Annotated in this window: 16 protein-coding genes; 11 read left to right on the forward strand and 5 right to left on the reverse strand. The window is 47.5% G+C overall.

Going from position 1 to position 15,535, the window contains the following annotated elements:
• Positions 1–121: 121 nt before the first annotated feature.
• The gene (locus AC121Z_RS06515; protein ID WP_498127542.1) at positions 122–1,192 is read right to left on the reverse strand and encodes a M14 family metallopeptidase; all 1,071 of its coding nucleotides are present in this window, start codon (positions 1,190–1,192) and stop codon (positions 122–124) included.
• Positions 1,189–2,652, reverse strand: a complete 1,464-nt coding sequence (locus tag AC121Z_RS06520; RefSeq protein WP_498127544.1) for a glutamate-cysteine ligase family protein — start codon at positions 2,650–2,652, stop codon at positions 1,189–1,191. The genes AC121Z_RS06515 and AC121Z_RS06520 overlap by 4 nt, the downstream gene beginning before the upstream one ends.
• A 237-nt stretch (positions 2,653–2,889) precedes the next feature.
• Between AC121Z_RS06520 and AC121Z_RS06525 the strand changes: the two genes are divergently transcribed.
• A complete protein-coding gene (locus AC121Z_RS06525) occupies positions 2,890–5,208 on the forward strand; it encodes a zinc-dependent metalloprotease (RefSeq protein ID WP_498128166.1) in 2,319 nt (772 codons plus the stop codon).
• Here AC121Z_RS06525 and AC121Z_RS06530 read toward each other — a convergent pair.
• On the reverse strand, positions 5,197–6,321 hold the full coding sequence (locus tag AC121Z_RS06530) for a M14 family metallopeptidase (protein ID WP_498127546.1): 1,125 nt from the start codon (positions 6,319–6,321) through the stop codon (positions 5,197–5,199). The two genes, AC121Z_RS06525 and AC121Z_RS06530, sit on opposite strands and share 12 nt — an antisense overlap.
• 150 nt (positions 6,322–6,471) lie before the next feature.
• On the opposite strand from AC121Z_RS06530, the gene moaB reads away from it, so the two are divergent.
• The 8 genes from moaB to AC121Z_RS06570 are packed head-to-tail and all read left to right on the forward strand — an operon-like array spanning position 6,472 to position 11,016.
• Positions 6,472–6,984 carry a molybdenum cofactor biosynthesis protein B gene (gene moaB / locus AC121Z_RS06535; RefSeq protein ID WP_498127548.1) on the forward strand — a complete coding sequence of 171 codons (513 nt, stop codon included), beginning with the start codon at positions 6,472–6,474 and terminating at the stop codon, positions 6,982–6,984.
• A gap of 1 nt (position 6,985) precedes the next feature.
• Positions 6,986–7,462 carry a cyclic pyranopterin monophosphate synthase MoaC gene (gene moaC / locus AC121Z_RS06540; RefSeq protein ID WP_498127550.1) on the forward strand — a complete coding sequence of 159 codons (477 nt, stop codon included), beginning with the start codon at positions 6,986–6,988 and terminating at the stop codon, positions 7,460–7,462.
• Positions 7,455–7,709 (forward strand): MoaD/ThiS family protein, encoded by a 255-nt coding sequence (locus AC121Z_RS06545; RefSeq protein ID WP_498127552.1) that lies wholly within the window; start codon positions 7,455–7,457, stop codon positions 7,707–7,709. Before moaC ends, AC121Z_RS06545 begins: the two co-directional genes overlap by 8 nt.
• A gap of 2 nt (positions 7,710–7,711) precedes the next feature.
• Positions 7,712–8,161, forward strand: a complete 450-nt coding sequence (locus tag AC121Z_RS06550; protein ID WP_498127554.1) for a molybdenum cofactor biosynthesis protein MoaE — start codon at positions 7,712–7,714, stop codon at positions 8,159–8,161.
• The gene (gene modA / locus AC121Z_RS06555; RefSeq protein ID WP_498127555.1) at positions 8,155–8,910 is read left to right on the forward strand and encodes a molybdate ABC transporter substrate-binding protein; all 756 of its coding nucleotides are present in this window, start codon (positions 8,155–8,157) and stop codon (positions 8,908–8,910) included. The genes AC121Z_RS06550 and modA overlap by 7 nt, the downstream gene beginning before the upstream one ends.
• Positions 8,897–9,574 (forward strand): molybdate ABC transporter permease subunit, encoded by a 678-nt coding sequence (gene modB / locus AC121Z_RS06560; RefSeq protein ID WP_498127557.1) that lies wholly within the window; start codon positions 8,897–8,899, stop codon positions 9,572–9,574. The genes modA and modB overlap by 14 nt, the downstream gene beginning before the upstream one ends.
• Entirely contained in the window at positions 9,565–10,632 is a 1,068-nt protein-coding gene (locus AC121Z_RS06565) for an ATP-binding cassette domain-containing protein (protein ID WP_498127558.1), read from the forward strand. Before modB ends, AC121Z_RS06565 begins: the two co-directional genes overlap by 10 nt.
• 9 nt (positions 10,633–10,641) lie before the next feature.
• Positions 10,642–11,016, forward strand: coding sequence for an MmcQ/YjbR family DNA-binding protein (locus AC121Z_RS06570; protein ID WP_498127559.1), 375 nt, complete (start codon positions 10,642–10,644; stop codon positions 11,014–11,016).
• 1 nt (position 11,017) lies between these two features.
• Here the strand turns inward: AC121Z_RS06570 and AC121Z_RS06575 are convergent, their stop codons facing one another.
• Both AC121Z_RS06575 and hemN read right to left on the reverse strand, forming a co-directional pair.
• Positions 11,018–11,956, reverse strand: a complete 939-nt coding sequence (locus AC121Z_RS06575; RefSeq protein WP_498127561.1) for an alpha/beta hydrolase — start codon at positions 11,954–11,956, stop codon at positions 11,018–11,020.
• Positions 11,957–11,975: 19 nt separating this feature from the next.
• Positions 11,976–13,346, reverse strand: coding sequence for an oxygen-independent coproporphyrinogen III oxidase (gene hemN / locus AC121Z_RS06580; protein WP_498127562.1), 1,371 nt, complete (start codon positions 13,344–13,346; stop codon positions 11,976–11,978).
• Positions 13,347–13,589: 243 nt separating this feature from the next.
• Here hemN and AC121Z_RS06585 point away from each other — a divergent pair, with 243 nt between their 5' ends.
• Together AC121Z_RS06585 and AC121Z_RS06590 are read left to right on the forward strand one after the other, a co-directional pair.
• Positions 13,590–14,291: a histidine phosphatase family protein gene (locus tag AC121Z_RS06585; protein WP_498127564.1), complete on the forward strand. Its 702-nt coding sequence runs from the start codon at positions 13,590–13,592 to the stop codon at positions 14,289–14,291.
• A gap of 20 nt (positions 14,292–14,311) precedes the next feature.
• On the forward strand, positions 14,312–15,535 hold the full coding sequence (locus AC121Z_RS06590) for an acyl-CoA dehydrogenase family protein (RefSeq protein ID WP_498127566.1): 1,224 nt from the start codon (positions 14,312–14,314) through the stop codon (positions 15,533–15,535).

Consider the following 15,535-nt stretch of genomic DNA (forward strand, 5'->3'; position numbering starts at 1 on the left):
CATTGAGGTTATTCAACGTAGTGGCGAGAGGTGGAGTGGTTTACAGTCCATTTAGCGCTCCCCAAGGCTAGCGCCCAATGGTTAGTTTAGCCGTAATGCATTGCCGCGTTGTAGTCCAAAATTAATAGCTTTCACTAAGCGTGTTATGGTCTTGCTTTAACGGCGAGACTTTGGCGTAATGGGCATGTCGATGGGTATCCACAAAGTAAAAAATACAATCACTCTTGGCAATCTCAGCTTGGGTGGTCGCCATAAATAATTTCATTGGTTGGCGCGGCCTCAGTTCACCGTTCTCGGCACTAAAAAAGTGTTCAATTGAAGTGTCACAACCGTGTAATTGAAAATGGGCGAGACCTTCTATATCAGTCCAGCCTAGGCAAGTGTTTTCATCAATAACTCCGAAATTCGCGTTTTCTATACTCTGCTCTAAGGTAACGTTAACGCCGAATACAGGCCGGTCAGAATAGGTCAGAGTGCTGTTCTCATTGAGCCGAAAACGAATCGGTTGGTGAAGCACATCCATCGCTTGTTGTTGTACAAACGGCTCCGGATTAAGCAATAATTTGGTTAACCCTGTATAGGCATTGAAATCGGCTTGTGGCTCATGTGCACCGCCGGCCTCGACAGTGATGACTGGGCATGCAAAGGGAACCTCCATGAGTGCTCCCAAAGCAATATCGGTATGCACTAACCAGCGCGAGAAAAATGATCCTAAGGCCAGATGTTCCTGTTGATAACGGGTGGCGACACTAAAAATCGGTCCGTTACCAGACGTGTTGTGCAAGTCAATCACAAACTCAGGATGGCGGCTGACAATAAAATCAATAATTGACTTGGCAAGCTGGCCATTAAAATCCTGATAGGGTGGGCTAAAGCAGCGGTTAAGGTCACGCTCCTCCGGTAATATGCGATGACTGAAAAGCGGCTCTAGTTGAGCGGCGGCAACACTGGCAACAACAATGTAAGTGTCTGCCAGAGGTTGAAAGCCTTCCTTAATAAACTGGTATAGTACGTTGAAGCCACTGGGTTCATTGGCGTGCAGTAGTGTAGTGATAACGCGACAGCGACGCTCTGAGTCACGCCCTTGGAAATAAAAAGCGCAAGGCCCTTTGAGTTCAGTGAGCAGCTGCGCAACACTTGTGCTGCTTACTGTATTAACTGCTTGTACAGCAATCGCCTTCGTCGTTTTCACTTTACTGGATCCCAATCAGCCACAGGTAGATTAGCAATGTTGTTTAGCGTGTAGTGTTTTATCAATTCCTTCAATGCCGCGTCTTGGTCCATGCCATTCGCTAATGTATCAAAGGCCGAGAGTTGCCAAATTGCACCGGTTTGCTGCGCGGCTAAACGTCGTTCAATGATACCGAGGTATAAATTAATATCGTCAGACGCGACCCCCAGTTCTTGCAGCCCGGCACTTGCAGTGGGTAGCATATCCGCCACCACATCACTGATTTTTCGTTCAGTTAGCTGGTGTTGATGCTGTTGCGGCCAAAGAATGTTGGCTTTTAATCCCTGCTGTGCAGCGCGATAAAAGTTAAATTCAGCGTATTCAAAGGGTAATTTATTGATGTAATTGTCGATATTATGGCTTAGGCCAACCGTTAACCCTACGAGCAATGCCAAATTCGCGACCATGTCCAGATTACTTGGACCCGCTGGGAGAGTGCGAAATTCAATGCGTAGATGAGGATCTTTGCCCACGTCGAGTACGGGGCGATTCCAAGACCAGATCGTACCTTGATGCATTTGAATAGCATTAAATGCATCAGGCGGCGAGTCAGCAGGAAGTTGCGGCAATAATGCTGGATACAGAGCAATGTTTTCGGCGAATATCTCAACTACCGATTGACGCAACCATCCATGCCCGAAGTTTACCCTCGCGGGTTGTCGCCAACGGGTCGAATCATGGTTGCGACTGTCAATCGATTGTTTAAACAATGCAATACGCGTCTCATGCCATAAGCGCTTGCCCATTAATATGGGAGAGTTGGCTGCTAATGCAAGTGCTAACGGAGTGACAAGTTGTGCGGCATTAAACATTGCGGTAAAGCGGCTGGATTGCACGCGCAAGTGCACTTGGAAGGAAGTATTAGCGCCTTCCAATGTCACCTCATTGGTCCGCATCTTTAAGCTATCGACGCCATTTATATCGACATCAAAGGCAGACCCTTTCAATTGATTTAGCTGTTCAGCTAAAGCATGGTAGCGTGGACGATTAGTCAAATATTCGCGGCTTAAGTGGCGCTCATCAAGAGTCGGTAAAACGCCGATTGGGACGATTTGCGTGTCTGCTGAATAGGCAATTGAGCGCAGGGCAACGAGCTCATTTTCAAGCTGTTCATGCAATGCAGTTAGCGAGCGCTCTGAGGTACTGACGGGGGCTAGGTTAAATTCAAGATTATATTGATTGAGTTCAGGCTGCACCAAATCACTTTTACGCTGATCGAGCAACCACTGATTACAGGGCTTAGGTAACCAGTTATTGTCAACTAGATACATTTCAAGTTCAGCGCCAAGTGACGGCGCAGCTTTATCAAATTGGGGCTCCGCTAACAAGGGTTTGAGCAAGGCGAGCTCACTCTCCAAGCGCCGATGGAAGGCTTGATAATGTTCTTGCGCAAACGCTTGATGATGAATTGACTGACCCATAGGAAAACTTTTGCACCTTTATTTATGGTGTAGCCTATAGATTTTGTATGGTTTCTCTTTGACATGGATCAATTCGGCTGATGGCATTGTATTAATGTGCGGTTGCTTGTCATACTAGCGTACTGTCCCAAACTGAGCGTAGCGGAGTTGTGTGTGAGAAAGTGGTTATATATCCTGAGTTTACTACTGATAAGCCCTGTATTGTCAGCAAAAACCATTGCTGAATTTACTACAGGAATGCAATTTCAAGATGGTTTTGTGCCTTTCTACTATGATCCTGGCGAGGGGAAACTGTATCTCCAAATTGCGCAATTTGATCAGCAAATGTTGTTTCAAAGCAGTTTGCCGCAGGGCGTTGGCTCCAATGATATCGGTCTGGACCGCGGGCAATTGGGCGATACACGCCTGGTTGAATTTGAACGCTACGGTGAACAAGTGTTACTCAAACAACTCAATACTGCGTTTCGTGCGACGTCCAGTAATCTCGCCGAGCAGGCGAGCATCGACGAAGCGTTTGCCGATTCGGTTATTGCTGGGCTAACTATTGTGGCTGAGTCGGATGCTCACGTGTTGGTCGACTATACCGATTTCTTGCTGAGCGATATTCACGGTATAGCTAATCGTTTGGATAGCACAAAACAGGGTCAATTCAAACCTGATGCTAAACGCAGCGGTGTGTATTTACCACGCAGCAAAGCGTTTCCGAAAAATACTGAGCTAGAAGCATTAATCACCTTTTCAGGCAAGCAACCAGGTGAGTTTGTGCGCCAGGTTTCGCCCGATGCTGAAATAATTTCTGTGCACTCACATCATAGTTTTATCGAGTTACCTGATGCCGACTACACACCGCGCGAGTTTCATCCATTTAGTGGCTTTTGGGAGCATAGTTTTATGGATTATTCAGCGCCATTAACCGCTTCCATGGAGCAGCAATACATTCCCCGTCATCGCTTGGAAAAAGTGGATCCAAGCGCGCCAGAGAGTGCGGCTAAAGAGCCGATTATTTATTACCTTGATCCGGGGATCCCAGAACCCGTAATGTCAGCATTACGGGAGGGCGCTCAGTGGTGGGACCAAGCCTTTGCAGCAATTGGTTATAAAGATGCTTTTCAGGTAAAAGTATTACCAGCCGATGCTGATCCAATGGATGTGCGCTATAACGTCATTCAGTGGGTGCATCGGGCCACGCGCGGCTGGTCGTATGGTTCATCTGTTATTGACCCCCGTACAGGGGAGATCATCAAAGGGCATGTGACACTGGGATCGTTAAGGGTGCGTCAGGATTATCTGATTGCATTAGGACTCACCAGTCCGTTTGCCGATGGAAATACTGATACACAGGCACAACTCGATATGGCGCTAGCGCGTATTCGCCAGCTATCAGCACACGAAGTAGGTCATACCCTGGGTATCGCCCATAATTTTGCCGCGAGTGAAACAGGGCGAGATTCAGTCATGGACTATCCGCATCCACAAGCAGAGCTGGTGGACGGTAAAATCACGTTGCAAAATGCCTACGCGGTCGGCATGGGGAAATGGGATCTGCATACGATTGCCTATGGCTATCAGGATTATGCAACTACCGAGGCAGAAGTCGCAGGACTTGCAGCAACCATCGCTAGTGCAAAAGCTAGCGGTATGCGCTATAAATCCGATCCCGATGCTCGCGTTGCTCGGCATCCAAGCGCCGATGGCCATTTGTGGGATAATGGTGCCGATGCGATTGCTGAATTATTGCGTATTATCGAGGTAAGAGACTTTGCCTTGAGCAAATTCGGTATCGATACCATCCCAGTCAATACGCCATTGTCCGCTTTAGAGGAATATCTTGCACCGTTGTATTTTGCCCATCGCTACCAAGTGGATGCAGTGGTCAAGTTGATAGGCGGCATTGAGTATGAATACGAAGTGAAAAGTGCGGCGACGGCTCACGGTCAAAGTCCGGTTGCAGCTGGGCGCCAATATCAAGCTTTGAACGTACTTTTGGACACTTTGACGCCGGAATTTCTGGCGATCCCTCAGCACGTTCGAAAACTGTTAATTCCTAAAGTCTATGGAAGCCAGGACTCACGTGAATCTTTTCAGGGGCGAACTGGGCGAATGTTTGACCCGCTGGCTGCGGCAGAAGCGAGTGCGGCGAATACATTGGCGCTCGTGTTGACACCGGAACGCTTGAATCGACTCACATGGCAGCATGCTGCAGATGATCAATTGCCTGCAGTAACGGATGTTGTTGATGCCATTGTCGAAGCAACATGGAAGCGCCGCATCCGAGCGACGGATAATGTGACCCAGTCGCAAGCTGAAGGGCTGAATGCACGAGTGCGGATACTGGTCATCAATGCCCTGATCACAACGATGCAAGACACAGCGTTAGACCCAGAAAATCGCTTTGTATTGGAAGCAAAGCTGCGCGAGTTTACCCGTTGGTTACAACGCAACGATGACGATGCGCTGGCACAAGGATTACTGGCAAGTTTGCAGCAGTTTTGGCAGACCGGTGAGTGGCACGGGAAGTTCGTGCCAATGCGGATGCCACCGGGTTCACCGATCTAATTGGACATATTGGGTGAAGCATTTATACAGTTGAGTACCACTGAGCACGGATGCTGACGGAAAATGCAAAATTACAATCAAATCGCAGGGGGCTGTTATCAGCTCCACTGCGCGTTCATTATCGAGTTCATCGACGTTCAAGACTTTAGCTAAACACTCACCTTGCTTTACTTGCGCACCCGGTGTTATGCAATATTCAACCATGCCGCCTTGTTGTGTATACAGGGTTTTATAATTCTGCAAGTGCGTCGCGTAACGCGTCATTGATTTTGGGCTAATGGGACTATCGACTAACACTTGTTTGCTATTGAGATAGCTTAAAATACTTTCCGCGTCTTCTTCACCTTCAGCAAAATTGACCACTTCTTGTGAACCCATTTCAACGGTGAAGGCTTCAACTGCAAAGTTAACCTCGCGTTGGTGTTGTTGACTTAACGTTTCAGCCAATGTCCACCAGGGGCAGAAGGTTGCTTCATCGAGTGCTCCAGCGAACCGGTTAGGCATAAAAATCACATGCGGAATATTAAATTCGTGTGCGGCGTTGGACGCGTATTCAGGAATATAAACATGTCGCGTTGAGACTGGCCCATTGTGCAAATCCAGCACAATATCAGCGCCAATAGCCAATTGTTGCAACTTCAAATTAAGCTGATTGGCCAATCCCAAGCCCCAAGCATTATTAAGTTTGTGGTTGAGTTGTTCGGTGAGGAAACCCCGGAAGCGTTGTTTTATCGAGGCAACTGATTCTTCTTTGGTAACCGTTGCAGCAAATCTCAGCACGCTCTCTTCGTCATAGTGATACCCGCGATTCCAATTGGTGCCGTTAACAGGATCAAAACGTCCTAGGGTATATTCACCCGCCTTTATATTGGTTCCGACTGGATTGCAGTTCGGCACTAGGATGATTTCACCGCGGATCGGATGGTGTTGTAGCCATTGGATCAGGTGATAGATGACGACGTTGCCTTGTACCTCTGCACCATGGATTGAACTCTGAATGTATACCTTAGGACCTGTTTGTTGGCCACGAAAGCGGTATACCGGCACCTGCATATTTCTACCAGAGGCATTTTGTGCAACAACTAAATAGTCTTTATTGAATGAATTTAGCAAACTGACAGGTCCTAACAATAGTGGATAATCTCAATATTACTTGGCTTTCAATCGTACGTCATGAGGGGGAACGTTTTTTCAATGGTTAGTTGAGTCTACTTGCGCAATAAGGTACAAATTCATGAGAAAGAACAAAGGATTTACATGCTAATGACACCAGTCAATTTTGCCGTCCTGACGGTCTCAGACACGCGTGATGAGGACACTGACTCGTCGGGGCGCTACTTAACAGCAGCTGCACAAGAAGCGGGGCATAGGTGTGTTGAAAAGCAGATTGTAAAAGACGATATCTATGCCATCCGTGCCACAGTATCGCGTTGGATTGCTGAGCCAAACATTCAGGCAGTGCTGATTAACGGCGGCACGGGTTTTGGTGCTCGAGATTCGACACCAGAAGCGGTCAAAGTCTTATTTGATAAAGAAGTCGAAGGATTTGGTGAACTTTTTCGTGCCGTTTCATTGCATGAGATTGGCACTTCAACTATTCAGTCGCGGGCGTTGGCTGGCTTTGCCAATAGCACCGTAATTTTTTGTTTACCAGGCTCTACGGGGGCCTGTAAGACAGGGTGGAGTCAAATCATTCAAGCTCAATTAGACAGCACCCATCGCCCATGCAACTTTGTTACTCATCTCCGTATTGAACAAGACGATGGGAGACATTGAGATGACATTTTCACATTTGGATCGCCAAGGTAATGCCAACATGGTTGATGTGTCAGATAAGGCCGACACGGTGCGCGAGGCGCGCGCAGAGGGGTTTATCTATATGCATGCTGAGACATTAGCCGCAGTCACCACTCAATCTCTAGCCAAGGGAGATGTGCTTGCGGTTGCACGTATTGCTGGTATTCAGGCAGCCAAGCGCACCAGTGATTTAATTCCGCTATGCCATCCATTAGCCTTGAGTAAGGTAGGCGTCGACTTTTTTATCGACACTGACAGTAACCGGATCCGTATTGAAAGTGTGTGCCGGCTGACAGGTCAAACAGGCGTTGAAATGGAGGCATTAACAGCCGTCAGCGTGGCTGCATTAACCTTGTTTGATATGTGTAAAGCATTGCAACCAGATATGCGTATCGAGGGCATTCGAGTATTAGAGAAACTTGGTGGCAAAACCGGACATTGGAGTGCGAGTGATTAAGGTTACAGTCAAATTTTTTGCCTTTTATCGTGAACAATTAGGCATCAGTTCTACCGCAGTTGAGTGTATGCAAAATTGTGTGGTACGGGATGTACTTGTTAGCGTGTGCAAAGAATACCCGCGTTTGGCTGAATTGGTCTCCTCGCAAAGTACACTCTGTGCAGTTAATCATCAGTTGGTAGCACTTGAACATCCGGTACAAGACGGTGATGAAGTTGCGTTTCTTCCCCCAGTAACCGGGGGGTAGGGATGCATTGCGTTCGTGTGCAACACGCCGATTTTGATATCACTAAGTTATATACGGAACTGCGCCAAACTGCAGGTTGCGGGGCGCTTGTAACCTTTACGGGTATTGCTCGTGATTATAGTGGTGAAGAGCAAATACAAGCTATTGCCCTTGAGCATTATCCTGGAATGACAGAGACCTCCTTTGAATCGTTAGCAGTCGCTGCGACCCAAAGGTTTGCGGTCGACCGGCTAATGCTTGTCCATCGTATCGGTGTGATTAAAGCACACGAGCAAATCGTATTTGTCGGCGTCGCCAGTTCACACCGTAAAGCTGCGTTTGATTGTGCGCAGTTTGTCATGGATCGATTAAAAACTGATGTACCGTTGTGGAAAAGGGAACAAAACGCACAGGGTGAATGGCAATGGGTTGCAATGAAATGCAGCGATAAAGAAGCGGCAAAGCGATGGTAACTGCATGGCGCTGTAGTTTACTCTGCACGTTTTTGTGCTGCTTTGTCAGTACCGCAGAGCCATTACGGGTGGCAGTTGCGGCAAATTTCGCGTCGCACGCAGAACAGCTTGCTAGCACCTTTCATCGGCAGAGGGGCCAGGCTATTGCCCTCGCAGTGGGTGCCAGTGGTGCCCTTTATGCCCAAATAGTGCATGGCGCTCCTTTCGACGTGTTCCTGTCGGCTGATAGCATCAGACCGTTGCGGTTAGAGCAGCAAGGAATGACTCTGGCGGGCAGTCGGCAAACCTATTTTGTTGGCCAGCTCGCCATTTGGTCAACCAATGACTTACCCTCGGACATGACCCCTGTTACCTTGCGGAACTGGCTGACCAACGGAGAGCCATTGGTTATCGCGAATCCAAAGTTCGCACCTTACGGGGTTGCGGCGCAGCAAGTTTTGCAACGTGTAGGGGTACAAGAACTGAATCAATCTGTCACTCTTATCACTGCAAATAATGTCATGCAAGCCATGCAGTTTATCGCTTCTGGCAATGCATCAAGAGGCTTGGTTGCGCGTCATTTGATCAATGACAAAAGCCAAAGCCTGCCGCTTCCTGCGGATTATTATGCGCCGATAGAGCAGCAATTGGTGATCTTAAAGCGTACGCAGCGACCACTGCTTGCGGCAGAGTTTGCAGCGTTTGTTCGTTCTAGCACAACTCATTCGTTGCTTGGCTTGCGTGACGGGAGCGGTGATGGACAACCTTGATTGGCAAGCGATAACGTTGACACTTTATTTGGCCACGCTGACAACCGTGATATTGCTTATTATCGCGACGCCACTCGCGTGGTGGTTGGCTCACTGGCGGCATCCCGTCAAGCCGATTGTGCATGCGATAATTGCCTTACCCTTAGTGCTCCCCCCCACGGTATTGGGTTTTTACCTGTTGGTCGCATTTTCACCCCAATATTCTCTGGGCGAATGGTGGGTCTCCGTCAGCGGAAGTACGCTAGCTTTTAGTTTCACCGGCATACTTATCGGCTCTGTGTTTTATTCGTTACCCTTTGCTGTGCAGCCTTTAGTGAATGCCTTTGAACATCTCAATCCACAATATCTTGATGTAGCAAAATCTATGCAGCTCTCGTCACTGCAGTGTTGGCGTAAAGTGATCCTGCCGTTGACTAAACCAGCATTTATTCTTGCTGCTGGACTTAGTTTTGCGCACACCGTGGGAGAGTTTGGTGTGGTATTGATGATTGGTGGCAATATCTCCGGTGAAACCCGCGTGGTCTCTATTGCCTTGTTTGAACACGTTGAAGCGATGAATTATGCCCAAGCTCATCAATTAGCGCTAATTTTGCTGTTGTTCTCGCTGCTCTTTTTAGCCGGGTTATATCGCTTACAACGGGGACAGCTGCGCTCATGGATATAAATTTTCATTGGCAACCGGCTAATGCTTCAATCATTGCTGTCGCAACCGAGTTCCCTGATGAGGCGTGCTTTATTGGTATATACGGGGCGTCGGGCGCAGGCAAATCCAGTTTTTTACGTTGCCTCGCAGGGTTAGAGTCTAACTTGCATGCTTATCAGCGCGATGTTACCAAAACCTTGCGTGAATACGGGAAGCGAGTAGGTGTTGTATTTCAGTCTATGCAGCTATTCCCACATTTAAACGTTGCGGAGAACCTTTGCTTTGCTCAGCAATATGCAGCGCCCGCTGGATCAAACGCAGTTAAAGAGCAGCTAAATTATGCAGAGTTATTGGATTGGTTTGAGATTCGACATTTACTAAAACACTCGGTTGCTTCCCTATCAGGCGGCGAGACTCAGCGCGTGGCAATCGTTCGTGCATTATTGAATCAACCCGATGTGCTCTTGCTGGATGAAGCGTTAACCGGCTTGGATAAGCGCTTGCGGCGGCAAGTTCTACAGGTGTTAGCTCGATTGCCTGAATTTGGTATATCAGTCGTTATGGTGTCGCATGATATCCGTGAATTAACCTTGGTGAGCGACCAGGTATGGCAAGTCGATGCTGGCCGCATTAGTCTGCAAGTGCCAGTCTGGGAATTAAGCCACGCACTAGCCGCTCAAATCGCTCCGGCATTATTGCTACAACATCCTGATTTGTTATTTTGTACCGTACATGTGCCAGCGATCAAAGCACCCTATGATAGCGTAAATCTGCATCCATTCAGTCGCGACGAGATCCGTTTGGGCAGCGCTGAGCATTTGACGAGCAGAGGATTAACCCGAATTATTATTGCAGCTGAAAAGCTCGTGCTTACGCGTGAGCAGTTACCCGCAGTCAGTCTGCTAAATTGCATTAAGGTAACGATTTCTGCAATGGAAACCATAACGAGTGATGATTACTTGGTGCTGCTAGCGCTAAATTTCGCGGGGCAGAGGTATGTGTTGCCCTGTATTCAGTCGAACACAGCCGTGCATACCTTGGCGTTACAGGTTGGCGATAGTGTGCAGGCTTACTTCTAGGGGGGGCTAATGATCAGCGCAGCGGGTAATGCAACGCAATGGCGAGAATACTTACTTGGCAAACCTCAGGTTGTGCTTGAATACCCTTTCGGTCCAGATGTACAGGTATTCAAAGTTGCCAACAAGATGTTTGCGCTGCTGGGTTTGCATAGTGAGCGTTTAATGCTGAATTTAAAATGCGATCCGGTGGAAGCCGCAGCACTGTGTGATATTTATGCAGCGATTACGCCGGGATATCATATGAACAAGCGCCATTGGATTTCGGTTTATCCTGAGCTGGAGATAGCTAGCAGTGAAGTCCAGCGCCTGATTGACAATTCTTATGCATTGGTTGTCGCGACGCTATCTAAGAAAGCCCAAGCTCAACTTTTAACGGGTGAATGAGCTAGCGCTGGCTTAGTAAAAATAATAACGGTTTGTCTAAGCGCGCTTGCCAAGCTTGCTCACTGTGATTGGCTCCAGGAAAAAAGCGTGTTTGCCAGTCCACAGGAGTAAATCCTCGCTGTTGCATAATCTCATCAACGCGCCGTTGCAGTGGTGGGTAATACGCATCCAGTGTTTGGTCACCATAATCAAAATACAGTTTGTGTACACCTGGCGCGGGTAGGTCTTCAGCGACGTAACGTATCAATTCTTCAGTGATGGCATTGGTTTGTTCTGCAGAGCCGCCAATCCAATGAGTTGAGATACAAGCTGCACCACCAAACACCTCAGGATACTCGCCAAGCGCATACAGTGAAATTAAGCCGCCCATACTTGAGCCCATAATGAAGGTGTTAGCTCGATCGGTGTGCACCGAGTAGGTCTTATCAATAAAGGGCTTTAGTTCGCTTACGAGGAACTTGAGGTAATTATCAGACTGAATAATGTTTTCGATATTACTGGGAGTTTCAGCGAGGTAGGGCACAAACAAGTGCTGTTTATCTGCTAACGCGAGGCGCTGATAGGGAGCTTGCGGCAAATATTCTATATAGCGCCGCTGTTCACCACCGTTATCTATTCCAACAACAATGAAGGGGTGGGTCTGTTTTTTCAACTGTAAATCTGCAGCCACTTCATCAACCCGCCATTCTTGTTGATTCCAAGTTACCGTTGCATCAAATAGCATTTGTCCATCATGCATGTATAGCACGGCATATTTTTGCTCTGCCGAATAATCATCAGGTAGCCATACTTGCACACGGCGGGAAGGCACATATTCAGAGTGAAAATCTGCATAGGTATCGAGGTGACCCGCACTGACATTGTCTGACTGTGCGATGACTTTATTGATTAGCGTTAGGCATAAAATGACAGCAATAACGCAGTGCCGCAAACATTGCATGGCCCGCCTCGTTAGATTATTAAATCACCCGTGAGAACCGTTGATAATTTTTGGCTAATCCTAGATAAGCATCAAATACCATACAAATGGTTCTAATCAGCAATCGTGCATGCTCAGCAACTATAATTGAGTCTGCACTAATGTTAACCAATTTATCTTCTGCAAAAGGGCCTAAAAGCGCAAGCTCTTTCGCGAAATACTCAGAGAATACGATTTCATAAGTTTGTTCCATGGTGGCGAAGTCGACGCGTAAATTACACATGAGTGACATGATTACCGCGCGGCGAATGGCATCGTCGGTTTTGATCCCCACACCTTTTTCAATGGGCAAGCATTGTGCATCCAATGCTGCATAGTAATCATTCAGGGTCTTGGCGTTTTGTAGATACCAGTCTCCCATGAAACTGATTGACGACACCCCAAGCCCGAGCATGTCCAGTTCGCCTTGTGTGGTATAACCCTGAAAATTTCTGTGCAGGGTACCTTGTTGCTGAGCCAGTGCCAGTTCATCATTCGGTTTTGCGAAATGATCCATTCCAATCATGGTATAGCCCTGCGAGGTAAGCATTTCGATGGCTAATTTCATAAGTTCAAACTTTTCGGCGGGCGAGGGTAGCCAGTCTGATTTTATTTTCCGTTGCGCTGCGAAGCGAGAGGGAAGGTGGGCATAACTAAACAGTGAAATACGTTCTGGGTCCATGCCAATAGCAGCTGCAATCGTACGTCGAAATGAGTCGTTGGTTTGCCGCGGGAGACCATAGATCAAATCCAGATTCACTGAAGCAAATCCCAAATCTTTCGCGGTGTTAACTAATCGAGAGATATGCTCTGTAGATTGCGGGCGATTGATCGCAGTTTGCACATCCGGATCAATGTCCTGCACACCAATACTTATGCGATTGAAGCCCAGTTCTTTTAACCTGCCTAAGTAGTCGGGCGCTACCGAACGAGGATCAATTTCGATGCTGATTTCGCAATCGTCGGCGAAGCGATAGTGCTGTTGTAATAATGTCATCAGCCGCGTCATTTGTGCTGTAGTAAGGAAACTAGGCGTGCCGCCACCGAGATGGCATTGCTTAATCCGTTGCTGACTGAACCAATGGTGATTAAGCGCTATTTCTTTAGCCAAATAGTCAAGGTAGCGATCCGCCTTGTGTTGATGCCGCGTCACGATCTTATTGCAACCGCAGTAGTAGCAGAGTTGATGACAAAACGGGATATGGATGTACAGCGATAAATCACTACCTGCGCTGGTCAACATTGCATGACGTAACGGATTGTCCGGGAGTTCTGGGCTGAATTCTAAAGCCGTTGGGTACGAGGTATAGCGGGGACCGCTAGTGTTATATTTGTTTAACAGAGTGGCATCAAATAAGTTTGGCACAGACAAAGTCCTCTCGAGATTGAGCCGCTAGTGTATAGCTGCAATAACGGGCGAACATTGATCTCATGCAATAAAAAGTGGATTTAGCGCTCTTCCTCAGCACCTATATTATCTTGCAGTCGACTCGCGTTGAGTCTATACGCTCTACTATTCGTCTGTGTAATAAAAATTCATCAATAGAATCAATTACAATTATAGGGCGGTTTTCCCCTACCATCGAAAGACAATAAATTATTAATGAATAAACGCATGGCAGAAATCATTCTAGTGCGCCATGGCCAAGCCTCATTTGGTAAGGCTGACTACGACAAGTTAAGTGATTTAGGGATCCAGCAATCTATTTGGTTGGGCGAGCATTTCGCCGAGAATCAGTTTGCTGTCGACGCTATCTGGCGCGGGGATATGCTGCGCCATCGTGAAACGGCAGAAGGATTTCTACAAGGGCTTAATCAAGTCGCCAGTGAAAACATCTATGCACATCTTGCTGATATTGATGTACATCCAGGATTAAATGAGTTTGATTTCCAAGCAGTAGCTGACGGCTATTTGCAGTTGAACCCCGCAGATAAACCTGCTCAAGGCGCTAAGCCTGAAGAGTTTTATCGGCTATTACGCAAGTCTATGTTGGCGTGGTCACAAGGCGAATTGGACAATCAGGGGTTGCCAGAATCTTGGCAAGGATTTCAAGCGCGGGTTATGGACGTATTGGAAAAAGCCATTGCAAGTCCACACAAACGGATTTTAATGGCAACCTCAGGCGGCGCCATTGCCATGATGATCAGTCAGGTTTTGGGCGTCAATGCAGCCACCATGGTGAATCTAAATTTACAGATAAGAAACACCAGCGTGTCGAAGATTTTCGCCAATAAAAGTGGTGCCCATGTGCACCAATTCAACGCTATCCCGCATCTAGAAACACCCAGCAAAAAATCGGCGATTAGCTATAGTTAATCGAAACAATCGGAGCCACTATGAATTTTGATTACACCGACGCAACTCATGCTCGTATCACACAATTAAATGAGTTTATGCAAACCTATGTATATCCCATCGAGCAAGAGTATATTCATGCTGTTGAAAACAATGATAACCGTTGGCGCACGCCAGACCTCATGGAGTCGCTCAAGGAAAAGGCAAAAGCCGCTGGATTGTGGAATCTTTTTTTGCCTGAAGAATACAAGCCTTACGGTGCAGGCCTCACTAATCTTGAATATGCCCCCTTATGCGAGATCATGGGTCGGGTACCTTGGAGTGCTGAGATTTTTAATTGTAGCGCACCGGATACTGGCAATATGGAAGTATTGGCGAAATATGGTTCTGAAGCCCACAAGGCTGAGTGGTTGGTGCCTTTATTGGAAGGCAAAATTCGTTCTGCGTTTGCCATGACCGAACCAGCGGTCGCATCGTCTGACGCTACTAATATTGAAACTATGATAAAGCGTGACGGTGATGAATACGTTATCAATGGCCGCAAGTGGTATACCAGCGGTGCTATGAACGAAAATTGCCAGATCATGATTGTGATGGGGAAAACAGATCCCAGTGCAGCGCGCCATCAACAACAAAGTCAAATTCTGGTACCGATGAACACGCCGGGTGTATCCATTGTCCGTCCAATGTCAGCCATGGGCTTCTATGATGAACCAGTAGGTCATGCAGAAGTTGTATTTGACAACGTACGGGTGCCTGCTGCCAATTTGTTGGTAGGCGAAGGAAAGGGGTTTGAAATAGCGCAGGGGCGTCTTGGACCAGGACGTATTCACCATTGTATGCGTTTGATTGGTGTGGCTCAGCGTGCACTGGATGAGTCTTGTTTGCGCGTAGAGCAACGCGTCGCTTTTGGTCAGCCATTGAGTAAACAACAATCGGTGCGTGAAACCATCGCACAAATGCATTGTGATATTGAGCAGGCACGCTTATTGACCTTAAAGGCGGCTGATTGTATGGATAAATACGGCAATAAAGTCGCTAAAAACATTATTGCTGCAATCAAGATTGTGGCCCCTAAGATGGCTTGTAATGTGATCGATAACGCAATCCAAATGCACGGAGCTATGGGTACCAGCCAGGATACTACCCTCGCTGCTGCTTATGCATATGCGCGTACGGTGCGACTTGCTGATGGGCCAGATCAAGTGCATATGATGCAACTGGGGCGGAATTTAATCGCTGAAACTAGTGCCAAGGCAGGTTAG

This window comes from Alteromonas sp. DYW1 (assembly GCF_059752595.1).

What these genes read in the sequence shown, in the direction of transcription:
- AC121Z_RS06520 (WP_498127544.1), bottom strand. Translation starts at nt 2,652, where the DNA reads ATGGGTCAGTCAATTCATCATCAAGCGTTTGCGCAAGAACATTATCAA.
- AC121Z_RS06525 (WP_498128166.1), top strand. Translation starts at nt 2,890, where the DNA reads ATGCAATTTCAAGATGGTTTTGTGCCTTTCTACTATGATCCTGGCGAG.
- moaB (WP_498127548.1), top strand. Translation starts at nt 6,472, where the DNA reads ATGACACCAGTCAATTTTGCCGTCCTGACGGTCTCAGACACGCGTGAT.
- moaC (WP_498127550.1), top strand. Translation starts at nt 6,986, where the DNA reads ATGACATTTTCACATTTGGATCGCCAAGGTAATGCCAACATGGTTGAT.
- AC121Z_RS06550 (WP_498127554.1), top strand. Translation starts at nt 7,712, where the DNA reads ATGCATTGCGTTCGTGTGCAACACGCCGATTTTGATATCACTAAGTTA.
- modA (WP_498127555.1), top strand. Translation starts at nt 8,155, where the DNA reads ATGGTAACTGCATGGCGCTGTAGTTTACTCTGCACGTTTTTGTGCTGC.
- modB (WP_498127557.1), top strand. Translation starts at nt 8,897, where the DNA reads ATGGACAACCTTGATTGGCAAGCGATAACGTTGACACTTTATTTGGCC.
- AC121Z_RS06565 (WP_498127558.1), top strand. Translation starts at nt 9,565, where the DNA reads ATGGATATAAATTTTCATTGGCAACCGGCTAATGCTTCAATCATTGCT.
- AC121Z_RS06570 (WP_498127559.1), top strand. Translation starts at nt 10,642, where the DNA reads ATGATCAGCGCAGCGGGTAATGCAACGCAATGGCGAGAATACTTACTT.
- AC121Z_RS06575 (WP_498127561.1), bottom strand. Translation starts at nt 11,956, where the DNA reads ATGCAATGTTTGCGGCACTGCGTTATTGCTGTCATTTTATGCCTAACG.
- AC121Z_RS06585 (WP_498127564.1), top strand. Translation starts at nt 13,590, where the DNA reads ATGGCAGAAATCATTCTAGTGCGCCATGGCCAAGCCTCATTTGGTAAG.
- AC121Z_RS06590 (WP_498127566.1), top strand. Translation starts at nt 14,312, where the DNA reads ATGAATTTTGATTACACCGACGCAACTCATGCTCGTATCACACAATTA.